Source organism: Marinihelvus fidelis (assembly GCF_008725655.1).
Taxonomy (GTDB): domain Bacteria; phylum Pseudomonadota; class Gammaproteobacteria; order Xanthomonadales; family SZUA-36; genus Marinihelvus; species Marinihelvus fidelis.
Genome location: NZ_VYXP01000008.1, coordinates 74,654 through 99,841, shown reverse-complemented (window position 1 = coordinate 99,841; position 25,188 = coordinate 74,654). Strand labels below are relative to the sequence as shown.

The 25,188-nt window shown below is 64.6% G+C and carries 22 protein-coding genes, 1 pseudogene and 1 riboswitch; of the genes and pseudogenes, 3 read left to right on the top strand and 20 right to left on the bottom strand.

All coding sequences use genetic code 11. From position 1 onward, the window contains the following. Positions 1-111 precede the first annotated feature (111 nt). A complete protein-coding gene (locus F3N42_RS13340; protein ID WP_150864982.1) occupies positions 112-2,223 on the top strand; it encodes a prolyl oligopeptidase family serine peptidase in 2,112 nt (703 codons plus the stop codon). A gap of 15 nt (positions 2,224-2,238) precedes the next feature. Here the strand turns inward: F3N42_RS13340 and F3N42_RS13335 are convergent, their stop codons facing one another. From F3N42_RS13335 to F3N42_RS13300, 8 genes are all read right to left on the bottom strand, one after another. Then, complete coding sequence (locus F3N42_RS13335) at positions 2,239-3,066, bottom strand: hypothetical protein (RefSeq protein ID WP_224784932.1); 828 nt, start codon at positions 3,064-3,066, stop codon at positions 2,239-2,241. 5 nt (positions 3,067-3,071) lie between these two features. After that, positions 3,072-5,273: a SulP family inorganic anion transporter gene (locus tag F3N42_RS13330; protein WP_191621419.1), complete on the bottom strand. Its 2,202-nt coding sequence runs from the start codon at positions 5,271-5,273 to the stop codon at positions 3,072-3,074. A 31-nt stretch (positions 5,274-5,304) separates the two neighbouring features. Further along, positions 5,305-6,069 carry a gamma-glutamyl-gamma-aminobutyrate hydrolase family protein gene (locus F3N42_RS13325; protein WP_224784930.1) on the bottom strand — a complete coding sequence of 255 codons (765 nt, stop codon included), beginning with the start codon at positions 6,067-6,069 and terminating at the stop codon, positions 5,305-5,307. A gap of 4 nt (positions 6,070-6,073) precedes the next feature. Then, a complete protein-coding gene (locus F3N42_RS13320) occupies positions 6,074-7,474 on the bottom strand; it encodes an aspartate aminotransferase family protein (RefSeq protein WP_150864978.1) in 1,401 nt (466 codons plus the stop codon). 86 nt (positions 7,475-7,560) lie between these two features. Continuing rightward, positions 7,561-7,740 carry a TA system antitoxin ParD family protein gene (locus F3N42_RS13315; RefSeq protein WP_150864977.1) on the bottom strand — a complete coding sequence of 60 codons (180 nt, stop codon included), beginning with the start codon at positions 7,738-7,740 and terminating at the stop codon, positions 7,561-7,563. A 10-nt stretch (positions 7,741-7,750) separates the two neighbouring features. Then, on the bottom strand, positions 7,751-8,620 hold the full coding sequence (locus F3N42_RS13310; protein WP_150864976.1) for an SPFH domain-containing protein: 870 nt from the start codon (positions 8,618-8,620) through the stop codon (positions 7,751-7,753). Positions 8,621-8,751: 131 nt separating this feature from the next. Next, the gene (locus F3N42_RS13305) at positions 8,752-9,297 is read right to left on the bottom strand and encodes a GNAT family N-acetyltransferase (RefSeq protein ID WP_191621418.1); all 546 of its coding nucleotides are present in this window, start codon (positions 9,295-9,297) and stop codon (positions 8,752-8,754) included. Continuing rightward, positions 9,294-9,995, bottom strand: a complete 702-nt coding sequence (locus F3N42_RS13300; RefSeq protein WP_191621417.1) for a 3-deoxy-D-manno-octulosonic acid kinase — start codon at positions 9,993-9,995, stop codon at positions 9,294-9,296. The genes F3N42_RS13305 and F3N42_RS13300 overlap by 4 nt, the downstream gene beginning before the upstream one ends. On the opposite strand from F3N42_RS13300, the gene F3N42_RS13295 reads away from it, so the two are divergent. After that, positions 9,994-11,061 (top strand): glycosyltransferase family 9 protein, encoded by a 1,068-nt coding sequence (locus F3N42_RS13295; RefSeq protein WP_150864973.1) that lies wholly within the window; start codon positions 9,994-9,996, stop codon positions 11,059-11,061. The genes F3N42_RS13300 and F3N42_RS13295 overlap by 2 nt on opposite strands. Before the next feature lie 21 nt (positions 11,062-11,082). On the opposite strand, the gene F3N42_RS13290 is transcribed toward F3N42_RS13295, so the two are convergent. The 3 genes from F3N42_RS13290 to F3N42_RS13280 all read right to left on the bottom strand — a co-directional run bounded on the left by F3N42_RS13290 (position 11,083) and on the right by F3N42_RS13280 (position 13,587). Beyond that, positions 11,083-12,183, bottom strand: a complete 1,101-nt coding sequence (locus F3N42_RS13290) for a glycosyltransferase family 4 protein (protein WP_150864972.1) — start codon at positions 12,181-12,183, stop codon at positions 11,083-11,085. After that, on the bottom strand, positions 12,180-13,013 hold the full coding sequence (locus F3N42_RS13285; protein WP_150864971.1) for a UDP-2,3-diacylglucosamine diphosphatase: 834 nt from the start codon (positions 13,011-13,013) through the stop codon (positions 12,180-12,182). Before F3N42_RS13285 ends, F3N42_RS13290 begins: the two co-directional genes overlap by 4 nt. A gap of 133 nt (positions 13,014-13,146) precedes the next feature. Then, the gene (locus F3N42_RS13280) at positions 13,147-13,587 is read right to left on the bottom strand and encodes a PH domain-containing protein (protein ID WP_191621416.1); all 441 of its coding nucleotides are present in this window, start codon (positions 13,585-13,587) and stop codon (positions 13,147-13,149) included. 107 nt (positions 13,588-13,694) lie between these two features. Between F3N42_RS13280 and F3N42_RS13275 the strand changes: the two genes are divergently transcribed. Beyond that, positions 13,695-14,951: a hypothetical protein gene (locus F3N42_RS13275; protein WP_191621415.1), complete on the top strand. Its 1,257-nt coding sequence runs from the start codon at positions 13,695-13,697 to the stop codon at positions 14,949-14,951. A gap of 21 nt (positions 14,952-14,972) precedes the next feature. Here the strand turns inward: F3N42_RS13275 and F3N42_RS13270 are convergent, their stop codons facing one another. The 9 genes and pseudogenes from F3N42_RS13270 to F3N42_RS13235 all read right to left on the bottom strand — a co-directional run bounded on the left by F3N42_RS13270 (position 14,973) and on the right by F3N42_RS13235 (position 25,170). Then, on the bottom strand, positions 14,973-16,130 hold the full coding sequence (locus F3N42_RS13270; RefSeq protein ID WP_150864968.1) for a glucosaminidase domain-containing protein: 1,158 nt from the start codon (positions 16,128-16,130) through the stop codon (positions 14,973-14,975). A 94-nt stretch (positions 16,131-16,224) separates the two neighbouring features. Continuing rightward, positions 16,225-18,195: a TonB-dependent receptor plug domain-containing protein gene (locus F3N42_RS13265; RefSeq protein ID WP_150864967.1), complete on the bottom strand. Its 1,971-nt coding sequence runs from the start codon at positions 18,193-18,195 to the stop codon at positions 16,225-16,227. Positions 18,196-18,312: 117 nt separating this feature from the next. Further along, positions 18,313-18,562, bottom strand: a riboswitch (cobalamin riboswitch). An 80-nt stretch (positions 18,563-18,642) separates the two neighbouring features. After that, the gene (locus F3N42_RS13260) at positions 18,643-19,401 is read right to left on the bottom strand and encodes a hypothetical protein (protein ID WP_150864966.1); all 759 of its coding nucleotides are present in this window, start codon (positions 19,399-19,401) and stop codon (positions 18,643-18,645) included. A 9-nt stretch (positions 19,402-19,410) separates the two neighbouring features. Beyond that, on the bottom strand, positions 19,411-19,803 hold the full coding sequence (locus F3N42_RS13255) for a DUF6165 family protein (RefSeq protein WP_150864965.1): 393 nt from the start codon (positions 19,801-19,803) through the stop codon (positions 19,411-19,413). 10 nt (positions 19,804-19,813) lie between these two features. Beyond that, positions 19,814-20,416, bottom strand: a complete 603-nt coding sequence (locus F3N42_RS13250; protein ID WP_150864964.1) for a methyltransferase family protein — start codon at positions 20,414-20,416, stop codon at positions 19,814-19,816. A 108-nt stretch (positions 20,417-20,524) separates the two neighbouring features. Further along, on the bottom strand, positions 20,525-21,124 hold the full coding sequence (locus F3N42_RS15805; protein ID WP_224784937.1) for a tail fiber domain-containing protein: 600 nt from the start codon (positions 21,122-21,124) through the stop codon (positions 20,525-20,527). A gap of 99 nt (positions 21,125-21,223) precedes the next feature. After that, positions 21,224-21,793 (bottom strand): annotated as a pseudogene (locus tag F3N42_RS15925) (hypothetical protein); the annotation flags it as partial. Positions 21,794-22,189: 396 nt separating this feature from the next. Continuing rightward, complete coding sequence (locus tag F3N42_RS13240) at positions 22,190-24,634, bottom strand: serine/threonine-protein kinase (RefSeq protein ID WP_150864962.1); 2,445 nt, start codon at positions 24,632-24,634, stop codon at positions 22,190-22,192. After that, a complete protein-coding gene (locus F3N42_RS13235; RefSeq protein WP_150864961.1) occupies positions 24,631-25,170 on the bottom strand; it encodes an ECF-type sigma factor in 540 nt (179 codons plus the stop codon). The genes F3N42_RS13240 and F3N42_RS13235 overlap by 4 nt, the downstream gene beginning before the upstream one ends. Positions 25,171-25,188 lie beyond the last annotated feature (18 nt).

The following is a 25,188-nucleotide window of genomic DNA, read 5'->3' as shown; positions in this document are numbered from 1 at the left end:
GCGACCGTCCGCGTCAACCGTGACTTCCTGGAGGCCATGGTAACGCAGTCGTGACGATATAATGCGGCGTTCGCCCGGCCCACCGGGCACCACGAATACCGGGAAAACAACATGCACAACACGATCACGACCCTGTCGATCGCCCTCGCCGCCAGTCTCTCCATCGCACCGCAGTCCCATGCCCAGGACGACCCCTGGCTGTGGCTCGAGGGCGTCGATGACCCGAAGGCCCTCGACTGGGTTCGCGCCGAGAACGCGGACACCGCGGAGCGGCTGGAGACCAGCCCGCTGTTCACCGAACTGCAGGCCGAGGCCCTGGCGGCACTAAACTCTGAATCGCGTCTGCCGGCCATCGAGCAGAAGGGCGAGAAGATCTACAACTTCTGGCGCGGGCCGGACAACCCGCGCGGCGTGCTGCGGCGCACCACGCTGGACGAGTTCTCCAGCGACAACCCGGCCTGGGAGACCGTCATCGACATCGACGCGCTCAGCGAAGCCGAGGGTGAGAAATGGGTCTACAAGGGCCTGGACTGCCTGCCGAAACAGCCCGAGTTCTGCCTGGCGCGGCTGTCACCCGGTGGCGGCGACGCCATCGTCACCCGCGAGTTCAACGCGGTCAGCAAGACCTTCAAGGCCGACGGTTTCACCCTGCCGCTGTCCAAGGGCGGCGCCAGCTGGATCGACCAGGACACGCTGTTCGTGTCCACCGATTTCGGTGAGGGCTCGATGACCTCGTCCGGCTACCCGCGCATCGTCAAGCGCTGGCAGCGCGGCACGCCGCTGGAGCAGGCGGAAACGCTGTACGAGGGCAACGCCGATTCGGTCTCCGCCTTCGGCACCCGCCTGCGCTCGCCGGCCGGCGACGTTGACCTGGTGCGCGAAGGCCGCACGTTCTGGACCGGTGAGTACCGCATCCTGGGCGACGACGGCCTGGTCAGGCTGGACCTGCCCGCCAGCGCGCAGGTCGGCGGCCTGTTCCAGGGCCGGCTGGTCATCCGCCTGCAGGAAGACTGGGAGCGCAACGGCGAAACGCTGCCGCAGGGTGCCTCGCTGATTGCCGATACCGGTGCGCTGGTCCCGGGCGGCACCGGTGACATCGAGGTACTGGTCGCGCCGGACGACACCACCGTCGTTGAGGGCATCACCATCAACGACAACGACATCCTGGTCACCGTGCTCGACAACGTGCGCGGCAAGATCTACCGGCTCACGCCGGGCCCCGAGGGCCAGTGGCAGCGCAAGCTCGAGCCCTTCCCCGATGACGGCGCGCTGGAAATCGTCACCAGCGACAGCGAGACCGGCAACTTCTTCGCCCGCTACGAGTCGTTCACCACGCCACCAACGCTGTACTACGCCGCGGCCGGCGCCTGGCAACCGCAGTCCGTGGCGCAGCAGGAGCCGACCTTCGACGGTGACCTGTTCCGCACCGAGCAGTATTTCGCCACCTCCGCCGACGGCACCCGCGTACCCTACTTCGTGGTGGCGGCGAAAGACATCGAGCTGGACGGCAGCAACCCGACCCATATCTTCTCCTACGGCGGCTTCCGCAACGCGCTGACGCCGTCCTACTCCGGCTCGTACGAGAACCTGTACGGCGCCTACGGCAAGATGTGGCTGGAGCGCGGCGGTGTGTTCGTGCTGGCCAACATCCGCGGTGGCGGCGAGTTTGGCCCGGCCTGGCACGCGGCGGCGCTGAAACAGAACCGCGAAAAGGCCTTCGAGGACTTCGAGGCCATCGCCGACGACCTGTTTGAGCGCGGCATCACCGCCCCCGAACACCTGGGCATCGAGGGCCGCTCCAACGGCGGACTGCTGGTTGGCGCCCTGATGACCCGCAACCCCGGCAAGTACGGCGCGGTGATCTGCGGCGTGCCGCTGCTGGACATGAAGCGCTATCACAAGCTGCTGGCAGGGGCGAGCTGGATGGCCGAGTTTGGCGACCCGGACAAGCCGGAAGAATGGGCCTACATCTCAAAATACTCGCCGTACCAGAACCTGGAGGCCGACGTCGATTACCCGGCCACGCTGTTCTACACCTCCACCCGTGACGACCGCGTGCATCCCGGCCATGCCCGCAAGATGGCGGCGAAGATGCAGGACATGGGCCAGGAGATCTGGTACTACGAGAACCTGGAAGGCGGCCATGGCGGCTCCAGCACCAATGACCAGCTGGCCTACCGGCTGGCGCTGGTGTACACCCACCTGTGGACGCAGCTGAAGTAAGGCCTTATAAGAAGGTTAAGACGATGCTTCGACGGGGAGGCCGGGTTCGGCCTCCTCGGCGGTCTCGGCCTGCCACTTGAAGATATTCATCTCGATAAAGATGAAGGCGACCAGCCACAGGAAGGCATCCCAGAAGTCCAGGAAGTCCCCCAGCACCCCCCAGTAGGCCGCCGCGGCGAACAGGATGGCGTAGAGCACGCCCTTGACCAGCTTGGACGCCCGCATCAATGCCTCGGTCAGGCGGCCGCGCAGTTGCAGCAGCACCTCCACTTCCAGCATCAGTACGATGATGATCCAGTCGCCCGCGTTGATCACATCGACCCAGGCCAGGCGCACGGCTGCCGCCGCGGCATCGGGTGTGCCAATAATCTGGGTGCCATTGATCCTAACCAGATCGCTGCCCGACAGCGCCGCGCAGGCTGCCGCGTCAATCGGCAGGTACTCGTCCAGGTCGGACAGCCAGGTAAAACCGGTGCCGACCAGCTCGCAGACATTGGCGATGACAAAGGGCTCGTGGCCACTGACCAGCCCCAGCTTGCCCAGGTAGCCCCAGAACGCCCAGCCGATAAACACGTAACAGATGGATCGAACGGCCATCAGCAGCCATTTCAGGCCGCCGCGCAGGCGCTCATCGGAAATGACCGCGGTCTCCAGTTCGAACAGCAACAGCAGCACCACCCACGCGGCCGTGTCGATGGTCGCCGAGAACGCCTCGACGAAATTGCCCCAGCCAATGTTGGAACCGAAGGTTTCGCGCGCCGCCAGGTAGTCCTCCTGGAAGAACAGGACGATGTTGATCGCCAGCAGCAGGTAGATGGTGTATTTGAACGCGCGGAACAGCAACCCGGTCAGTCCAGTTCCAGCATCAGGCGCTGGTTCATGTAGTCGATGCGCATGCCCAGCGCCCGGGCAATAAGCTCGTTGACCGCGGCCGCCAGCCGCGAGTCCCGCAGGTCCGCCGCGCTGAGCACCTCGGAAGACATGAAATACAGCACCGAGGGCGCGTCGGCGGTGACCGTCGCGGTGCGCCGCTTGCCCGGAATGAACATCGACAGCTCGCCGATCAGCGAACCCGGCCCGAACTTCTTCACCCGGTGCTGGGCGCCGTGCTGGTCGATATACGCCGACAGCGCGCCGCTTTCCAGGATGTAGAAGCCATTATCCCGGTCGCCCTGTGCGAACAGGGAATCGCCCTCGGCGCACTCCACCCGCTGCAGCGCGTGCATGATCAGCTCGATGCGGTCCTCGGACTCCAGGATCTGCTCGAGCTGTTCACGTACCGTCATGCGGATGGCGCTGGGGTCGGCATGGCGCAGCACCAGTTCCTCGATGTATTCGACGGCGTAATCCATGTCCTCGAAGAACAACGGGCTGTCTTCCTCCAGGCTCACCGCGTTCAGCGAGGAGATCTGGAACTGGCTGGCCATCGGTACATCGGAGTACAGCAACTGGATGCCGCGATCCTCGCAGAACTGCCTGACCTGGACAAAGGTATTCAATGCAGAGATATCGATGCCCGTGACCCGCTTGAAATCGAGCAGCACGGCCAGGTGTTCCTCGTTCTCATCCGCCAGGTCTTCCTTGATACGCTGGAACACATGGTTGGCGGTGCCAAAGAACAGGAAACCGCGCAGCGTGTACACCAGCGAACCGCGACCGACCCGGTCCAGCGCCAGGTTGACCGACGGCGGCCGCTCCACCGAGCTGCGGTATTCGCGCAGCGTATAACGGCCGTGAATGGCGCTGATCATGCTGTAGCGCAGCACGAACAGCACCAGCGTCAGCACGATGCCGGTGACAATGCCGACCATGAAGCCGACAAAGATCACCATGGCCAGGATGATGCATACCACCAGGAAATCCACCGGCTGGAAGCCGCGGATACGCTGGAACAGCCACTCGTAGGCCAGCTGGTAGGCAAACAGGAAAATGGTCGCGCCCACCAGCACCTTGGGCAGGTAGCTGATCAGCTGGCCGCCGAACGCGGCGATCAGCAGGCAGACGATGCCGGAGACCAGGCCGACCCAGCGGCTGGAAACGCCAAAGCGCGCATAGATTGACGAGCCGGCGACATCGGTATACCCCGGCGGGCAGGCCACCACGGCACAGAGCAGGTTACCCAGGCCCTGGCCCTCGATTTCGGCGGAACCGTCGACATCGACCTTCTGCGAAGACGACAGCGCGGTCAGCGACATCGACGCGCTCAGCAGCGCCAGGAACACGATGGTCAGCAGTTCAGGCAGCGAACCCAGGATAAAGCCGAAGTCGATATCCGAGAACGACAGGCCGGCAAGCGTTTCCATGACGCTGCTGCCGTTGCCGGACACATCAAACAGCCAGCCGCCAGCCAGCAGGGCCTGCTGGTCCATGCCCAGCCAGCGCGTGACCGCGTAGAAGCCGATGAAGATCAGCAGCGCTGCGGCCGGGAACGCCCAGACGCGCCGCACGCGGCCAACGAACACCGACAGGAACACGCCGCAGCCCAGGGCCGCCAGCAACTTGGCCAGGTCCTCGCCCACGGCGAGCTTTTCCGGCAGGGCGGAAGAAATCGGCACGTCCACGGTCACCAGCACGGCCGCATTGACCAGCAGCCAGGCCACGCCGGCCATGAAGCCGCAGATGACGGGGAACGGCAGTAACTCCAGCACCCGCGCGGCCCGAAACCGCCCCGCGACCAGGAAACCCACCGCCACCAGTACGGCAGAAACGGACGTCAGCGCCAGCAGGGTCGCCAGCGATTCCGGCCCGGCACCGCCCTTGGCCGCCACCAGGCTCACACCCAACCCGGCCAGGATGACCACGGCCTGCTCGTCGATATTGGTGACGTGCACGTTCAGGCCGCTGGTGAGGGCAACGAAGATCGCCAACAGCCCCCAGCCCACCAGGATCGCCATGACCGCCACCGGCAGGTAGGCCGTCATCGACCCGGCAAAGAGGATGGTGGCAAAGCCGTAGCACCACAGGGCGCTGTCCAGGCCATCGAACAGGCCCAGCACCCCGTCGGAGAATGGTGTCTTGGAAACGTAACCCCTGCGTTGAATCCAGTTCATAGTGTCCGTTTCACTGGCCCGAGCCGGCCAGCTACCCTTTGTGAACCTGTTCGGAGAAAGCCCTGCACGCGTCGCCGAAAGCCCCAAACAGGGCCATCGACACGGTGCTCGCCGTGACTTTCCACTCCGGATGCCATTGTACGCCCAGTGTGAAGCCGGGTGCATCGGCCACCACGAAGGCCTCGACCAGGCCGTCCGGCGCCAGCGCCTCCACGCGCAGGCCCTGTCCCAGCCGGTCGACCCCCTGAGAATGCAGCGAATTGACCGTTGCCGTGGCCTGGCCCGTCAGTTCCCGCAGCAAGCCGCCCTCGACGAAACTGACCTCGTGCGCCGGGCCATACTGCACCTCCACCGGCGCGTCGTAATCCTCGTGGTGGACCAGCGCGCCGGGGCGCTCATGCACGGCCTGGTGCAGGCTGCCACCCATGGCCACGTTCAGTTCCTGGAAGCCACGACAGATGGCCAGCAGCGGCAGCCCCATCTTCAGCGCCGCCGGCACCAGGTCGAACGCGGCCACATCCCTTTCGGGGTCGTGCAGCGTGCCAGGCGCCGATGATGGCCCGTCGTATCGCGCCGGCGCCACGTTCGACGGACTGCCGGTCAGCAACAGGCCGTCCAGCCGTTCCAGCAGGCCCGCGACCTCGAACCCCTCGCCAAACGAAGGCAACACCACCGGGTCGACCCCGGCGCCATCCACCAGCGCCGCCAGGTATTTCTCGCCGGCCATGTGGAACGGATGCGGCCCGACCATGCGGCGGTCGGCGACCACGCCCACCAGCGGCCGTGGCGATGACAACGGCCTAGGCCCCACCCGTCACACCCAGCGACGACGCCGTGATATCCAGGCTGCGCCAGGCCTTGTCGACCAGTTCGCCGACCTGCTCCCGGGTCATTACCAGCGGCGGCGCCACGATCATCGAATCGCCGACCGCCCGCATGACCAGGCCCTGGGCGAAACAGGCATCGCGACAGCGGCCACCCACGCCCAGGTCCTTGTCGAACCGCGCCAGGCTGTCCTTGTCACGGACCAGCTCAATCGCACCCACCAGCCCGATGCTGCGCGCCTGGCCCACCAGCGGATGGTCCGCCAGCGTGGCAAAGCGCTCGGAAAACCAGGGGCCAACGTCATCGCGGACCCGCTCAATCACACCCTCGTCACGCAGCGCGCGGATGTTCGCCAGGGCCACCGCGCAGGCGGCCGGATGACCGGAATAGGTAAAGCCATGGGCGAACTCGCCGCCCTGTTGCCCCAGCACCGCGCCGACGCGCTGGCCGACCAGCACGCCGCCCAGGGGCAGGTAGCCGCTGGTCACGCCCTTGGCGAACGGCATTAAGTCGGGCTCGATGCCCAGGCGCTGGGATCCGAACCACTCGCCCAGCCGGCCGAAGCCGCAAATGACCTCGTCGGCCACCAGCAAGACATCGAACTCGCGGCAGATTCGCTGGATTTCCGGCCAGTAGCTGTCCGGCGGGATGATGACGCCACCGGCGCCCTGCACCGGCTCGGCGATAAACGCGGCGACGTTCTCCGGGCCGGTTTCCTCGATCTTCTCGGCCAGCAGGCGTGCCTGCCGCAGGCCAAACTCGTCCGGGTCCATGCCCGCGCCCAGGCCAAAGTGATAGGGCTGGTCGATATGCTCGATGAAATTGACCATCGGCCCCAGCTGGTCGTGCATCGGGGCCATGCCACCCAGGGTCGCGGCCGCCACGGTGCTGCCATGGTAGGCATTGCGCCGGCTGATGAACACGCGCCGCTGCGGCTGCTCCACCAGGTCCCAGTAGCGCCGCACCATCTTGATGACGGTGTCATTCGCCTCCGAGCCGGAGCCCGTGTAGAAGACCTTGTCGAAGCCCTCCGGCGCGACCTCGCCCAGCACGCGCGACAGCTCAATCGCGGGCGGGTGGGCGGTCTGGAAAAAACTGTTGTAATACGGCAGTTCGCGCATCTGCGCCGCTGCCGCGTCGACCAGGTCCTGGCGGCCGTAGCCCAGGTTCACGCACCACAGCCCCGACATGCCGTCGAGTATGCGATGCCCCTCGGAATCGTAGATATACACGCCGTCGGCGCACTCGATGACGCGGACGCCTCGCTGGCCCAGGTCGTGGTGGTCGGTGAACGGGTGCAGGTAATGGCGGTGGTCCAGCGCCTGCCACTCTCCAGTCCCGTGGCGGGGCACGCCGGCGCCGGATTCAGTGCTCATGTTGAATAAACCGGACAGGACAATTCATGCCCCAAGCTTCCATCACCTGCCGCCCGTTGTCCAGATGAACAGTGGTTAAACTTTGCTCAATCCTCGCGAACGGATGATCCGGGCGGCTTGTGCAGCCGCCCGGATTTGCGCAGGGCCTCACGCAGGACGTATTCGATCTGCGCGTTAACGCTGCGCAACTCGTCTTCCGACCAGCGCCGCAGTGCGTCGTAGATGTCCTCGTTGACCCTGAGCGGGAATGACTTCTTCGCCGGCATGCCGAATCCGTCAGTTGTAGAGCGAGCCCGCGTTCACCACCGGTCGGGCGTTTTCCTCGCCGCACAGCACCACCAGCAGGTTGCTGACCATGGCCGCCTTGCGCTCCTCGTCCAGGTTGACGACGTTGTGCGCCTCCAGGTCGGCCAGCGCCATCTGCACCATGCCGACAGCGCCATCGACGATCTGCCTGCGCGCCGCCACCACGGCCTGGGCCTGCTGGCGCTTGAGCATCGCGCTGGCGATCTCCTGCGCGTAGGCCAGGTGCGAAATGCGTGCCTCGATGACCTCGACGCCCGCCTTGCCCAGGCGATCCTGCACTTCGTCCTTGAGCTTGTCCGCGATGTCCTGCGGGTCGCTGCGCAGGGCAATCACCTCGTCATCATGTGACTCGTAGGGATGGGCAACCGCCAGGTTGCGCAACGCCGCCTCCGACTGGATATGGACGTAGTTGACGTAATCATCGACCTCGAAAACAGCCTCGGCCGAATCCACCACCCGCCAAACCACGACGGCAGCAATCTCGATCGGGTTACCCGACGAGTCATTGACCTTGAGCATCTCGCTCTCGAAGTTCCGGACCCGCAGCGAAACCGTCTCCTTGGAGTAGAACGGGTTGGCCCAGCGAAGCCCCGTTTCATGGACGCTGCCCACGTAGGTACCAAACAGCTGCAGCACCTTGGACTGGTTTGGCGCCACCATGAAAAAGCCCTTGTAGCAGATGAGCACAATGACCGTCGCCACAATGGCAACAAACACCATGGTGATGTTCTCGTCCTGCGCGGCTTTCACAAACAGGTAGCCGAAAACGATGTTCAGCACCGGCAGCACCGCCAACGCCAGGAAGCCCGACGCGCACTTGCGAATGCGTTCTTCAATCATGAGTTTTCCTCCCTTCGTACGATTAAGTACATATTGATATCATATTGTATGTCACGCGCGTTTGCTATCAATGTGGCATTGGTCACGGGTTACGGGTTACGGGTGACGTGTCACGCGTCACGCGTCACGCGTCACGCAAGATTGCTGCGGGAAATAACGTAGCGAACAACACCGTACTCGGAGCCTTTTCCCGCTGGCATGAATCCATTGCGGCGGAGCACGGCGATGGATCGCCTGAGATGGGGGAAGGTCTCGGCGCTGACCTCGTTGACACGCGGGTGACTGAAGGCCCATTCAACCAGGCGGCTCACAGCCTCGGAGGCCAGGCCCTGACCCTGGAACGCGGGCAGCAGTGAGTAGGTAATTTCCACCGAGCCGGCGCCATCCGGGCGGCCCTTGAAACCGCAGACGCCGGCCAGGGTCGATACGCCCTGCCCGCCACGCGTGGCCAGGTACCAGTTGGTCCAGCCATGGTGCGATGCGTCGGCCAGCAATGCCAGCGTCAACTGCAGCGCGTGCCGGGAATAGAGTTCAGGCGGCCATTCGGCGGGCACGTCCAGCCCCAACCGGCGGGCCAGCGCTTCGGGGCCGTCCAGGTCGGCGCGGGTGATGTCGGCCGTGGCCGGCACCAGGCGAAGTCGCGCCGAGTCGATATAGCTGGCGTTCAGCCCGTTCACGAGGAATACCCCGACAGCAGGGCGCTCCAGAGCCGGTCCAGGCGCGCCTCGTCGCCCACCCACAGTTTGTCCAGCGAGCGGCGCAGGCGGGCCAGGTTGCGGCCGCCGTCCACGGCGTGGCCGGGGCGGTAGCTGCAGCGGTCGAAGTCGATCAGCCATGGCGCACTCTCGCCATCTCGGAACAGGATGTTACGGGCGTTCATGTCGGCGTGGTCGACACCGGCATCGTGGAACTCGCGCAGGCCGGCGCCCACGCGGCGCCAGTCCAGGTCCGGGTCGGCGAAGCGGTCGGGCCAGGCCCGCGAGCGCGGAATACGGCGCGTCATCAGCGCGCCGCTGTACAGCAGGCCATGGCGCCGGACCTGCGCGGCCAGCGGTTCCGGCACACGCAGTCCGTCGGCGTTCATTCGCCGCAGCAGTTCGAATTCGCGGAACGGCCGGCTGGCCTTCAGGCCCAGGTAGACGTAGCGGTCGCGGCTGAGCTTCGCCGCCCAGCCACCGCGGAAATAGCGCCGTAAGACCACGCGGCCAAACGGCGCGTCGATAAAAAAGGCGGTGCCACGACCCGGCGCGGCGCCATCCAGCGCGCCTTCCGCCCGCCACGCGTCCACGTCGAACAGCGCCGGCCCCGGCGGGGGCAGCGCGTCCCGGTCATATACAATGACCCGTGATTCTTGCGTGCTGACGGATGGATTCATGGTCGATAAGCCTGCGCCTATTGTGCGTTTGGACGCCCCCCCGGACAACATCTGTATTCTGCGCCTGTCCGCGCTGGGCGATGTGACCCATACCGTCCCGGTCGTGCGTGCGTTGCGGGACCACTGGCCGTCTACGAAGATCACCTGGATCATCGGCAAGCTCGAACATAAATTGCTGCAGAACCTGGACGATGTCGAGTTCATCGTGTTCGACAAGCGCGGTGGCTGGGGCGCGGTACGGCAACTGCGTGAGCGGCTTCACGGCCGTCGCTTCGATGTGCTGCTGCACATGCAGGTGGCGATGCGCGCGAACCTGCTCAGCCGGCTGGTCAAGGCGCCGGTCCGGCTGGGCTGGGACAAGCCACGCGCCCGCGACCGGCATAGCTGGTTTATCAACCACACGGTCGCCGCGGTGCCGTTCCAGCACCAGGTGCAGGGCTTCCTGGAGTTTCCACGCGCGCTGGGGATCGACGTGGCCACGCCGCGCTGGGACCTGCCGGTCTCGGACACCGACCGCGCCTGGGCGGAAAAGCAACTGCCCGGCGACCAGCACACCCTGGTGATCAGCCCCTGCTCCAGCCACACGCTGCGCAACTGGTCGGTGCCGCGTTATGCCACCGTTGCCGACTACGCCGCGCGCAGCCTGGGCATGCGCGTGGTTCTGAGCGGTGGCCCAAGCGACCTGGAACGGGAAATGGCCGCCGCCATCCATGACGAGATGCGCAGCGAGGTCATCGACCTGGTCGGCAAGGACACGCTGACCCAGTCCATGGGCCTGCTGGAGCGCGCCAGCGTGGTCATGACGCCGGACTCCGGCCCGGCGCATATCGCCTCGGCGCTGGGCACCCCGGTCATCGGCCTGTACGCGGCCACATGGTCGCGACGCAGCGGGCCTTACAACTCGCTCGACCTGACCGTCGACCGCTTCACCGAGGCCGCCCAACAGTTCCGCGACAGCACGCCGGAAGGCCTGCGCTGGGGAACGCGTATCGAAGAGCCCGGGGTCATGGACCTGGTCGACGTGGACGCCGTGGTGGAAAAGCTCGACGAAGCGGTCGGTCTCTAGGGTCGGTCGCCAGGCCGGGCACTAGGCCCGGGGACTGGCCGTCAGGTCGGCGTTGACCGCCTCATCCTTGCTGGTTTCCGCCTGGTCTTCGCTGCCGATGGGCGTCTGCTGGGAGAGGAATCGATCGGTCGACCGGTCCCAGTTGTTGTCCAGCGCAAACTCGATGCAGGCATCCGGGTCCAGCCGCAGTGCGCGGTGGAAGGCGGCCTCCAGGTCATCATCCAGGGCACCCGTGGAACCATTGATCACCACGTCCTGCGGGCCCGGTACGGGAAACGCCGCCACCGGCACGCCGCAGGCCATCGCCTCCAGCATCACCAGGCCGAAGGTATCGGTGCGGCTGGGAAACACGAACACGTCGGCGGCCGAGAGCAGGCCGGCGAGTTCCTCGCCGTATTTGGGCCCCGTGAACACGGTGTCCGGATAGGTCTCCTTCAGCTTGTCCAGGTCCGGTCCACCGCCGACCACCACCTTGGTGCCGGGCAGGTCCAGGCCAAGAAAGTCCGGTATGCCCTTCTCCACGGCCACGCGACCCATGAACATGGAAATCGGCCTTGGCAGGCTCAGCGCTTCCTTGCCCCGTGGCTTGAACAGGTCAGTGTCCACCGCGCCGGGCCACACTTTCATGTGCTCGAAACCGCGTTCGCCCAGCTCCTTTTTCTGCGTCCTGGTCCGCACCAGGGTCTTGCGCGCCGGCGCGTGGAAACGGCGCAGGAACCCATAGCTCCAGTCCACCGGGATGGGTGCCCGCAGGCGGATGTACTCGGGAAAACGGGTGTGGAACGAGGTCGCAAATGGCAGGTTGTTCTTCAGGCAGTACCGGCGCGCGGCCATCCCCAGGGGGCCTTCCGTGGCAATGTGGATGACGTCCGGCTGTCCCTCGTCCAGCATCCTGGCGACTTTCGAATACGGCTTCAGCGCCAGGCGGATTTCCTTGTAGCCCGGGCACGGGATGGAACGGAACTGGTCCGGCGTGACCAGGGTCAGGTCCAGGCCGCGACGGCGGATCCGCTCGCTGGTATTGCGCATGGTGGTGACCACGCCATTGACCTGCGGCGCCCAGGCGTCAGTGACCAGGGCGACCGAGCGGATGCGCGGGTCCGGGGTCTTGCGTTTGCTCATGCAGCCAGGTCCCCGACCATGTCGTCGCCGGCCTCGACCGGGTCGGCGGCATGCACTTTCAGGCGCTCGGCGCGGTCGCGCCACTGCAGCAACTCGATGCTGCCGTCGTGCTTTTCCACCAGCGCCGTGCAGCTTTCCACCCAGTCACCGCAGTTCATGTACAGGATGTCGTTCACCTGGGTGATCTCGGCGCGGTGGATATGACCGCAGACCACGCCATCGACGCCGTCCTCGGATGCCGCGCGAACCACGGCTTCTTCGAAGCTGGAGATGTACTTCACCGCGTTCTTGACCTTGTTCTTCAGGAACGCCGCAAGCGACCAGTAGCCCATCCCGAAGACCCGGCGCATGCCGTTCAGCAGGATGTTCAGCTGCAGCAGGGCGCCGTAGGCCACGCAGCCAATCTTGGCCAGCCATGGCGAGCAGCGCACCACGCTGTCGAACTGGTCACCATGCAGCACCAGCATCTTCCGGCCGTCAGCCGTCTCGTGAATGATGCGGTCATGGATCTCGATGCAACCCATGTCCATGCCGTCATAGGCACGGCAGACTTCGTCATGGTTGCCGGGCACGAACACCACCCGGGTGCCGTGGCGGGCCTTCTTCATCAGCCGGTGCACGACTTCGCCGTGCGCCTTGGGCCAATAGCGCCGCCGCTTCATGTACCAGAAATCAAAGATATCCCCGACCAGGTAGAGCGTCTCGCACTCCACCTTGTCCAGGAAGTCACAGAGGAATTCCGCACTGCAACCTGGAAAGCCCAGGTGCACATCAGAGATGAATACCGTGCGGCTACGGATCTTCGTATCGAGCGTGACCAATGAATTCATGGTCTTACCTCCCTGTGTTTTACGAAAGTCTAGGGAGGTCGTGTTTCAGCCCGATGAAGGCCCCGTGACCATTTAATGACGCCCAACCGCGTCACCTGTCACGCGTCACGCGTCACGCGTCACGCGTCGAGTCTCATGCGCGCCCCTCCGGACCAAACCCGATCGCACGTATGAACCCATCGCGATCGGCCGGGGAAACGAGCACCTGGCCGCCGTCATAGGCCACCTTCAGCCGCTTCAACGACAGCGCTGGCGCGGAAAGGATTGAACGGCTGGGCTCCACGGAACGGATCCCGCTGATGGCGATGGTTTTCGACACCGGCCCGGAGCGCACCCGCAACTCGTCGCCCTGCACCGTGTATCGCGTGCTCAGCAACAACCACAGCGGAATCAGCGCCGCGATGAGCACAACACCCAGCACGACCAGCGCCTCGCCGAACGACCGGAAACCGGCCTCCAGGTAAGCAATGACGATGACCAGCAGTGGCGCGCCAAAGGTCACGATGTAGTACCAGCTGTCCACGGCACTGCGAAAAACCTGCGACCGGCTACCGGGTCTGTCGGTTCGAGCCATCGATGAACTCCACGTCGAATTAATGCACCGACAATCTAGCATAAGCACCTGAGTTAACGTGACTTCCTGCCCTACTCAAGTCGCCCGCGTATTGCTAACGTAAGCCCATGATCAGGGGGATCAGGATGATGAAACATATGTCGACGGCGTGTATCGCCGCGTTACTGCTTACCGTTGTGGCAAGCGCTCCGCAGGCCGACCCGGGCCAGCCGCCCCACCTCTCCGAACTCGATGCCAGCGAGTGGACCGAGGTCGAGCAGGCCTTCGAACTCGCCTATGAGCAATGGGACGCGGGCTTCACTGCGGAACTGGCGACCAGTGGTGACCCTTCATTGCGCGTGATGGGCCTTTACATGCTCGCCATCGTCGAGCACGCTGGGGGCGTCCCACTGGGAACGCTGCCGCACGGCCGGGACATCCGCGCCCTGGCCGAAACCCCCGGAATGACCAACGACGCCACGTGGGTGGCGGCAAAGATCTGCGGCGAGAGCTGCCTGTCAGAACGGATGATTGACATACTGGCGGACGCCGAACCTGGCAACGGCGCGGTCATCGTGCTGGACCTGCAGCGCCACCGCGCGCAAGACCCCATAAACTGGCTCAACAACCCAGGAGTCCGCGAGCGGTTGCTCAGCCTTTCTTCGTCCGACCGCTTTGACGCCCACCCGCTCGCGCAACTGGCCAAGTTGCAGACGGCACTGGAGAAATACCTGCACGCCAACCCATTCCCGCCCATGCCGAAAGGGGTCGGTGACATGAGCGGGGCCGCGGCCTGGCTGGAATTACTGACCCACTCCGTACTTTCCATGAGCTTTCCGACATGGGTGCTGGTCGAAGCATGTCGCGTTGGCGTCGACACCGAAGACGACGCAGTCGTGAACGCATGCCGTCATGCCGCCGGCCTGATGATCGCAGGCAGCACTGAACCCGAAAGGCACACGGGGCGTCACATCGAGCGCATTCTGGACCATCCCGAACCTGACAGTGAAACAAGAGAACGCTGGCAGCGTGAATTGATGGGCAGAACGTGGGCAAAAGGTTGTCTGAGTTCGTTTCAATCCAACGAAAAGGCGTTACTCGCCGCCATCACGCCGAAGGATGCCTACCAGTGGGCGCGTGACGGCCTGCAATTGGGCAGCCTGGAAGCCAGTTTTAACCTCGCCACGACACTCCATGACCGCTATCTCGGGGCGCTCACGGTCGACCCGAGCGAATGCCGCCGGTTCGAACGCCTGACGCACGGGCAGATCGACCGCATCTTTCATGACGGCGAGCAGAGCTACAGCGTGCGCTGGGAGCAGGCCTTTATCCGCATGGAGGCCCTGGAAAACGCCGGCGAACTGGAAACGCTGGGCGACCGTTAAGTCAACCAACACGCGACGAAATCAGTCCAGCCGCATGCGCTCGTAGATCGTGACCAGCTCACCGCTTTCGCGCATCTGGTCGAGCTCGGTCTCGATGTCGGCGACCGCCGCCTGGTCGTCGGCCACGACCACGAAGTGCATGGGTTCGTCACGCAATTCGACATCGTCGGCCTCGTCCAGGCCGTTGTGGCTGATGATGCCCTTCAGGTCGTCAACGTAGGCCTGGCCACGCTCGGAGTACTTCAGCAGGCCATCGGCCAGCACCAGCGAGTCCAGCGGCTCGCCGGCGGCGCGTTGCTGGGCTCGCAGGCGACGGAAATCGGCGTAGGACGGGTGTGACATCAGGTTCATGAAGTAGCCGCGGACGCTGTCGAACGGCCATTCAAACGAGGCGATGCGGTGGTCTCCCAGCGACGTGCGTTGCTCCTCGGGCTTGATCCCTTCCCCGCCGTAGGTCCATTGACCGAACAGGGCGTTGCCCTGGATGGCGAAGCGCGAAGTGCCGTAACCACTCTCATAGGCTGCCTGGCCCAGGGCCAGTCCGGCAGGGATTTCATCCAGCCGAACCAGCACTTGATCCAGCCAAGCACCGAGTTCCGGTGTACTGATTGACAAATCGGCGACGTCATCGTCTCCGGCAATACGCAACTCAACCAGTCCCTGACGCAGGAACTCGATATCCTCCGGCGTCAGTGAACGCCCGTCGGCCAGGCCGGCCTGGAGGTCCAGGACACGGGCGCGGCGCTCACGAACCATCTTGTTGGCGTGCAGGACCAATGGCAGCATGAAGCGATAGAAGATCTGCTTCTTGCGTTGCACCGTCATTTCGTTGGACATCGTCTCCCAGCGCTCGCCCACCGCCGTGAACAGCAGGTAAGGCACGCCCAGCGACGGGGCCTCATCCAGGCCACCCCAGGCCTCCGCGGAGTCCAGCCAGTCCAGGCCGGTCTGGTCTGCCGGCAGCACGATGATCTCCTTCTCGAGCAACGAACCGGTGCCGGCTGGCTCGGCCGTCCCGGTTAACGTTTCTGAAGCATCTACGGGTGGCGTCGCGGTATCGACCGCAGCGAGTTCTCCAGTTGAGGCTTGTTCCGTGTCACCGGCAGGGCCATCGCATGCGAACAGCGACAGGGCCAACAGCGAAACGACAATGGGATGCAGGAAACTTTGGCGGCTCACGGGTGAATCTCCGGAACGATGGATATGGCGTGCAGTTCACCACCCCGCCGGCTGGCGGTCAAGCCAGCCGTGCGGGGATCAGCCGGTATGGTCGTCAGAAATCGAAACGCCCGCGCAGGCCGCCGTAGAACGCACGCCCGGGGCGGGTGTAGCCATAGACTTCCTCGTAATCTTCGTCACCCAGGTTGTCGACACGGCCGATCAGTTCCAGCGACCGGGTCAGCCGCCAGGAGGCGGCCAGGTCGACCACCGTGTAGGCATCCAGCTTGACCTGGCTGGAGACGAAGGTCGCGGGATCGTAGAACACGTCGTACTGCTCACCGGTGTAATCGATGTCGAGGTTCAGGTTGCCGCGGCCGTCGCCAAAGGCCCAGTTGGCGGTCAGGCCGGCCTGGTGACGGGGTCGGCGGACCTCACGTTGGGTGCCGCCGCCGGGGAGGTCCTCGCTGGCGTCCAGGTAGGTGTAGTGCAGGTCCAGCAGCAGCGATTCGAGCGGCGCGGCGTCAAACACCACCTCGAGCCCGGAGCGATCACTGTCGGCATCGCGGTTGGCGGCGGTGTACAGGAAGGTATCCGGGTCGAAGACGAAACCGTCGATCTCGTTCTCCAGCACCTGGTCAAACCAGGCCACGTCCAGGCCCAGGTCGCCGTCGAGCCAGCGCGCTTCCAGGCCCACTTCCCATCCGGTCGACTCTTCCGGCACCAGGCCGGGGTTGCCGATGAACTGGTCCGGGTAGAAGCCAAAGCGCTCCGTGAACGTCGGCGCCTTGAAGCCGGTGCCCACCGAGCCGCGAGCACGCACGATATCGGTCACCTGGTGGCTGGCGGCTACTTTCCACGTGGTGATGGCGTCCCAGTCGCTGAAGTCGTCGTAGCGGCCGGACGCGGTCCAGGTGAAGCCCTCGAACAGCTGGCCGATGTATTCAAGCTGGTAGCCGGTCTGGTCGGTTGACTGGTCCTGGTTGGGGTTGCCGAAGCCATAGTCGATGCCACGCTGGCTGAAATCCGAGTCGATGCGGTCGATACCGGCACTCAGGCGGTGCTGCTGGTCATCGGCGGCGCCGTCGAGCAGGACGCTGCCACGCAGCCGCGCCTCCAGCACCTCGGCGCCCGTGGCGCTGTCCCAGGCGCCAAACGCGTAGTTCTGGTTGTCGGTATCGGTCCAGCCGACGAACGCGTTGCCGGACCAGCGGCTGTCGGCCGGCTCGAAACGTGCCTCGCCGGAGAGATAGTTACGCTCGGCCTCGGTGTACTGGTCGCCATCGATGGGCAGGCCGGTGACCACGAAGTCCGTGCCATCAAACTCGTTCTCGGCCTCCACGTGGCGGCCGGTGAAACGCAGGGCCCAGCCCTGCCCCAGCCCGACGTCCACGCCCAGGTCAGCGGTGGTGTTGGTGCTGCCATCCTTCTCGTCGCCCTGGCGGGAAATGTTGGTGCCATCGGTGTCGTAGTGGGACACGCCGGCCGTGACCCGGGTCGCGCCCGCGCTGAAGCCGCCGCTGGCCGCCAGGTCGACGGTGCCAAACGAGCCGCCCTCGGCGCGGCCATTGACCCAGCTACCGGTGCGGTCCCTGCGCCGGATGATGTTGACCACGGCACCCACGGCGTCCGAGCCCCAGGTGGCGCTCTGCGGGCCACGAACGATCTCGATGCGCTCGATGTCATCGGTCAGTGCATAGGCAAACTGGAACTCGTCCGCACCGGCCGGGTCGTTGGCGCGGATCCCATCGATCAGCACCAGCAACTGGTTGGCCTCCGTGCCGCGCACGCGCACCTGTGTCAGGGCGCCCGGGCCGCCGGACTGGCTGACCGCAAACCCTGGCACATCGCGCAGCAGGTCGGAAAGGTAGCGCGCCTGCTTCTGCTCAATCTGCTCGCGCGTGATGATGGTGACGGACGCGGCGACATCGTTGACCGCCAGCGGCGTCAACGCCGCGGTGACCACGGTCTCGCCCAGGTCCAAAGGTGCCTCGTCATCGGGCTCGTTGACCTGCGCCTGGGCGCCAAGCACAAAGAAACCGGACAGCAGGCAGGCCGCCCGCACGCAATTCAGGTTGGGATACATGTTTACACTCCGGCGTTCGCACCCGAACGCATCGGGGCCTACTCGGGTCCGGGAGTGGTCGTCGGCAAATCCAGGCTGCGGCAGCGCGACTCACACGCCCCGCCCACCGCGATGGCACATTGAGATTCACCCGGGGCCGGTCTCCGGACTCGCGAAGGGCATGATTCATGCCTGCGCCGGGTCGCCTTCCCATGCCCGGGCGTTCACCCAGTGGCACAGTGGCTGCAATGACCCAGCCTTCGCTTACCGTTGCGGGGGCAGTGACGGCCTTGTCATGACACGCGATTCGCGCACCCTGACGCACCATCTTCCCGTTTCATTCCCCTGGCCGGGCGGCCATGGGAACACCCAAGGTATCGAACGCGGCAATATGCTAATTCAGCCGCGTGCTGTCAAGGGTGACGCGTTACGCGTTACGCGTTACGCGTGACGCGTGACGCGTGACGGTCAGGGGATTTGGAGGCAGCGCATGTTGTCGAGGGACATGCGGCACATGGTGACGCGGCCGGGCGGGTCGACGGGTTCCCAGGTGCCGTTGCCGTCGACCTGGATGTCGGTCATGCCCAGGCGGGCCATGTCGTCCAGGGAGTAGGTCCAGGCAGTGTCCGTTTTTCGGCTGGGGTAGCCGGCGCCATCGGCGAAGCCAAGAATGGTGATCCGCTGTTCCACGCCAGCCAGCTCGAAGAACCGCACCTCGCGTTCGCGCTCGCCGTTCGCCCGGGTAACGCAGTCGTCATAATCGGCGCTGTCGGCACCCTCTTCCGGCTTGAACGACTCACACATGGCTTCCGCGCTGTCCCATTGCAGGGTACCGCCATGCCAGCCGAGCTCTGCGCCTGGCGCCAGGCGACGTTGGCGGCCGGCGGGGAAAATGTAATTGGCGCAGGACGAGTAGCAGTACTGGTCCACGTAGACCGTCAACCCGCGGACCAGGATCCACTGACCCAGGTCCATTCCTGCCGTGATCGGACCCCCGCCGCTGATGATTCTCAGGCCGGCACCAGGGTGCTGGTCAAACAGCGCCAGCGCTTCACCATTGGCTTCCTCGGACAGGGGGCCTTCGTAGACAATCCATTCGCCGTCAAACCAGACCCTAGCCTCTTCCGGCGCCTCCCAGATGGGATGCCGGACGCAGCCTGACATTGCCAGTAACAGCAAGCCGAAGAGCACCCGGGCTGTCGTGGTGTGCAGGCGAATGGCACTCACGGCCTAGCCCTAGGTGTAATCCTGGTAGGACTTTTCCTCGACGATGGTGGAGCCCAGGTAGGTGTTGAGTTCCTTCTTGGCGGCGGCACGCTTGTCGTTGGTGACGTAGACGGCGCGGGCCAGTTCGATGAAGCGGTCGTCGAATTCCTTCGCCCGCTCCTTGTCGCGGATATCGTCCTCGATTTCCCACAAGGCCTCGTTGATCGACTTTAACTCGGCGTGCAGGCGGGTGACCGTGTCATCGGCATTGACCGCGTCGCGCCAGGTGGCGTTCAGCAGGTCCAGCTCCGTGCGCACGTTGGCCAGCTTGGCCGGGTCGTCCATGCGTTCGGATTTGATTTCCAGGATGGTGATCTTGTCGAGCAGCTCGCCCGGGGACATCGGGATGTGGATAAGCTCCATGACGTTACCCTCAGGCCAGGGTGTGGGCGTTGTGCCACAGCCAGATCGCGCAGGCGACCAGGTAGACGGTGATGTAGAGCTCGCCGTTACGAATCAGCGACTGGTGCGCGCTCCAGCTGGTGTCGGTCAGCTTGCCGATGTTCAGGCGCTTGGGGATGACGGCCCAGGTACCGGTGCTCCACTGGCGCCAGTCATCGCCGAAGATGCGCTCCAGCTTGGCGTCCTCGTAGCGGATGGCCGCGGGGTACCAGATCACCCAGAAGGCGACGATGACGGCGATCACCCACAGGTTGGCGGCCGCGAGGCAGAAGCCAATAAGGATCAACAGGTTTCCCAGGTAGAGCGGATGCCGGACCAGTGAGTAAGCGCCGGTGCTGGCCAGGCGCTTGTTCTTGAAGATGGTGCCGGCCGCGAAGGTACGGAACAGCTGGCCAAAGGTGGCGATGCCCAGGCCCCAGATCACGCGCTCGTGACCCGGCTCGGCGAACGCCGCGCAGACCGCGATCAGCAGCAGGCCGAAGGCCTGGCGGTAAATTTCCTTGAAACGTACGCGGTCGACGAACCCCATGAATCCGCCGCGCGCGCCGATGACCTCGGTGCGGTCTCTGCCCATTCCGGTATCTCCTGTGTAGAACGCGAATTTTAGCCGATTTGGGCCCCATAGCGTCGGCCGGGCAAAGAAAAGGGCGGCTTTCGCCGCCCCCTCTCCCCAATTGCGGGGTCAGTCGCCCTGGGCGACCTGCAGAGACGCCGGCTCCAGCAATTGCTGAGCCAGCTTTTCCAGCCGCGCGATGCGTTCCTCAAGCTCCGCGTTACGCGCCACCAGCGCCTGCACGGCCGCCATGTTCACGCCGGCCATGTCGCGCGCGGAGATGGCCTTCTCGCCACTGGCCAGGCCAAAGGCGGCGTAAAAATCCTGCGCCATCGGGCCAATGTGGCGCTGGTCGGCCGACTCGTCGCGGTAGGCCCATTCGGTGATCGGCACCTGTGCCAGCTTCGCCAGCACCACATCGCCGTCCAGCGGCACGATGGCGTGCTTCTGCTCGCGGTCCGACATCTCCAGCAACGTGCCCCCGATTTCCAGGTTACCGGTGTCGGTCACCCGCATCACCCAGTCACCCTGGTTGTTCTTGACCACGAACCGCAGCCCGGCGCTGAACACCCAGGAGTTGCCCATGGCCGTGTTGGTCATGCGGAACTCCGGATTGCCGTTGTTTTCGATCTCGAACAGCGTGCGCGGCCCCTGGTCCACGCTGTTCTCGACCACCAGCACGTTGGCCGTGCCGTCGTCGCGCTGCACGTGCAGCGGTGCCAGCGGCATCGTGGTTCCTATCGCAACATCTGTGTAATTTGGGGCGCCGTTGGAACCGGCAATGGATCCCAGCACAAGGCTCCAGGGTTCTGTCGCCATGGCGTACGGGCCAATCGCGGTGCTGTGCTGCTCGAATGCTCCCGCGGCATAGCCGAGAGCGACACCGGCAGTCTTCGAAACGACAGAGTGTGGACCTACGGCAACGCCACTTGCTGCTGCAAGTGCGGTATCGGCGTCGCGACCGACTGCAACGCTATCGGCACCCTGGGTGCGTGCCATGCGCCCGACTGCCGTGCTGTAAATCCCGTCACTCCTCGCATAACTTCCAACGGCCAGGCTTTGCACCCCGTAGGCACCGGCTCCGTGGCCAACGGCGGAGCTGGAACCCGCACTTGCGGACGTGGTCGCGTTGCGACCCAACACGAGACTATCATCACCTTCTGCCGTCGCTTGCCATCCAAGCACGACAGAGCGTTCGCCCACCGCATATGCACCGTATCCCGCCGCGAAATTTTGCAAGCCCGCTGTTGTGGCACCCTCACCCAACGCAACGCTGGATGACCCCCCGGCGACGGCGTCACGTCCCAGTGCCGTGGCCGACCACTCGGTCGTTAACGCGTTGAACCCCAACGCGGTACTGAAGCTGCCCTGCGTTTCGGCGTTATAGCCAACCGCCACGCTGCTGCCCGCGTTTGAATCGGCAAAGTAGCCAATACCGACAGATCCCTCAGAAGGGTCGGCACTCAGAATAGTCGTTGCCCGACCCAGGTCCTGTATCGCGAATATCGCGTCCAGACCCACAATCGCCCATTCGTTTCCGGTGTGATTGGTATCGTCAAACAGCACCTGCGGATAAACGGATTCGGCTTCCAGGTTCGCCGCATTCGCGACACCGGACGCACCAATTATGACACCGGCTAACCCGGCTCCTACGACCTTCAACGTGCTCTTGCTGTTCACCGTGATTCCCTCCCATTTCGCTCGTCGTGACCCATCATCTGGGTTGCTTAACGGGTCTAACGGGCGAGCGGCGAAAAAACTGACACTGGATGATGGGTTCGCCCGGCGGCGGGTTCAGCGCAGGCCGTGCTGGTCCAGCAGGGCCTGGAGGGTCTCGTCTTCCATACCGGTGTCGCGCAGCGTGGCGACCAGGGGCGCGGCCTCGTCGTACTGGCCCAGTTGGATCAGTGGAATGGCCAGGGAATAGACGTAGTACTTGTTGTCCGGTTCAGCCTGCTGGACGGGCCGCATCAACTCGACGGCCTCGCGCCACATGACCTGGCTCTCCTGCTGGTGGCCGAGCCGCGAGAGCACATTGGCCACGCTGGTCAGGTCGATGGCGAGGTCGTTGGCGGAGGAATAGCCGCCGGAATCGCGGGCGGCGATGTCTCGCGAGCCTTCGAGCCCGCGCCGGTACAGTGCCAGCGCGCGCTCGTCGTCGCCCATCGCCTCGGCGATTTCGCCACCGGTCGTTAGTGAATAGGCGAATTCACGTCGGTATTCGAGGTTCTCCGGCGCCATCAACGCCAGTCGCTCGCCGGCGGCGATGGCTTCGTCGGTGGTCGACTGTGCTTGCCCGAGGTCACCGCCATCCAGCAGGAAAAACGCCTTCTGGTTCAGCAATATCCGGTAGTTACTGAGGAATTCGATGTCCTCACCTGTCGCGTCGACGGTCTCCCGGGCCAGGACCAGTGCCTGTTCGATGGACGTCATGGCGTCTTCCGGCGCGCCGTAGTCGAAATGGTGCCAGGCCATGGCCTGGTGGGTGTGGGACAAGCGCAACCGCCATCGATTCGCGGCACCGGATTCGGAGCCGGCGCCGGCCAGCGCGGACGCGGCGGTCGCGGTGGAGGACCGAATTTCGGTATCGGCCTTTTCGGGCTGATCGTACTCCATGTAATGCCAGCCCAGTAACAGGTGCGCCTCCCAGGCCAGTCGCCGAGCCTCGTCCGTACCCGTGTCGGCTAGCTGGCCTGTGAGTGAGAGCGCGCGCCGCAGGCTTTGCTCGGTCTTCTCGCCCTGGCCCTCGGTCGCCAGGGTTTCCGCCCGCAGGACGTCGATCGACGCCAGGGTTCGCAGGTATTCCTCGTGGAATCCCGGCTTGTCGGCCAGATTGGCCAGGTTGGCTTCTGCCTGGTCATAGGCGAGCAGGGCCTGCTCACTTGATTCGAGCTGGTCGAACACCCGGCCGCTGTTCCTGTAAGCCAGTGCCGTCTGCAAACGGGTATGGTCGTCGAAGATTCTCGGATCCTGGCCGGACAAATGATCTACGCCACGACTGGCGACCAGCTCCAGCGCATCAACACGACCGATCCTGACCAGGCGGTCGAACAGATCGGTCAGGACGAAGTTGTAGAACTCGTCGCCGGCGTTCTTCTCGGCCTGGGTTAACTGTTGCAGTTCCTGGATGTCTGCGGTGTAACGCCCGATGCCACCGACCAGGAGCACCCCTGCCAGCAACGCTGCCGTGGAAAACAATGGGTGACGGCGCACCGCTTTGCCCAGCACATGCAACGGACGCTGTCGGTTCGCGACCAGCGGCAGCCCCTGCAGCCAGTTGTTCAGGTCGAATCGCAGGGCCGCCGCGTCAGCGTAGCGGCTTTCCGGTCGATGACGGGTACAGGCCTGGATGACCTGGACAAGATCTGGTGGCACGCCCTTGTGCCTGAGTCGTTGCTCGCGCTGGCGGGCGCCGATCCCGGTCAGCTCAAGGTCGTTGCAACCCGGCATGGAGCGCGCCAGCATCATGCCCACTGCGTAAAGGTCGGCACGCGCATCAGCGGCTTCACCCTCCGCCTGTTCCGGGGCTGCGTAACCCGGGGTGCCGAAGCGTGCCTTTGCCGTGTCGGCATCGGAATCCACCTGGCGCGACGAAACGCCAAAATCAATGATGACCGGGTAGGCCACACCGTTGGCTTCGCGCACCAGGACATTGGCCGGCTTCAGGTCCATGTGGACCACACCGCGCAGGTGGATGAAATCCAGCGCATCACACAGGCGCGTGAACAGGCGCACTACGCTTTCGGCATCCAGGCATGACTCATGGCAAAAGCGATCGATATGCGGGCCGTCGATGTACTCCAGCACCAGCCAGGGCTGGCCTCCTTCCGTCAGCCCGGCATCGATGATGGGGACGATGCCCGGGTGGCGCAGGTCGGCCAGGAACTGCATTTCGCGGAAGAACCGCTCGCGCATGGCCTGGCCGGCGAAACGCCGCGGCAGGAACTTGATGACAACGGACTGCTGGTAGATGCCGTCCGAGCGCTCTGCCAGGTAGACCTGGCCCTGGCCGCCCTCGTCCAGCTGCTTCAGGATCCGGTACTTCGACAGCTCAATGTCTTCCAGCGACTCGTTGGGCAGAAAGGCGTGCTGGACCAGTTCCGGCGTATCATCGGCGACCCGATCACCCAGCGGCCGGAAACCCAGCCCCTGGGATTCCAGCCAGGCGTCCGGGTCGAGTGAGTCATCCCGGTCGAATGCGTCGGCAATCTGCCGCCAGCGGTCTTCGACGCCGCTCATTCGCCCATGGCCACCGCGAGCATGGTCCGGGCCTTCTGCCAGTCACGAAACACGGTGCGCTCGCTCAGGCCCAGCACGCGGGCGATGGCGTCGAACGGCATATCGCCGAAAAACTTGCAGGTGAACACCTGCTCCAGCCGCGGCTCAAATTCGCGCAGCTTTTCCAGCTGCCGCTCCAGTTCGAGCATGGTCTCCGACTGCTGGTAGACGGGCATCCGGTCAAGTGCGCTGTCATCATCGACATAGGTGATCAGGCGATTGCGACGAGCCTGGTCGAACAGGATGTGGCGCATGGCCAGGGCGCAGTAGGCGAAGAAATGGTCACGGTCGTTGAAGCCGTTCTTTGCCCGCTGCGACTTCAGCCAGGCCTCGTTGACCAGTGCGGTGGTATCGATGCGGTTGCCGCTGACTTTCAGGCGCTGACCATGGGCGATGGTTCGCAGGTGCTGGTACACCTGCTCCATGGCCAGTTCCTGCTCGGCCGTCAGCTCGCCATTTTCGACACCCAGCAGCTGGGTAATCTCCGCCTGGTCCATTCCACTCCCCCGTTTCTG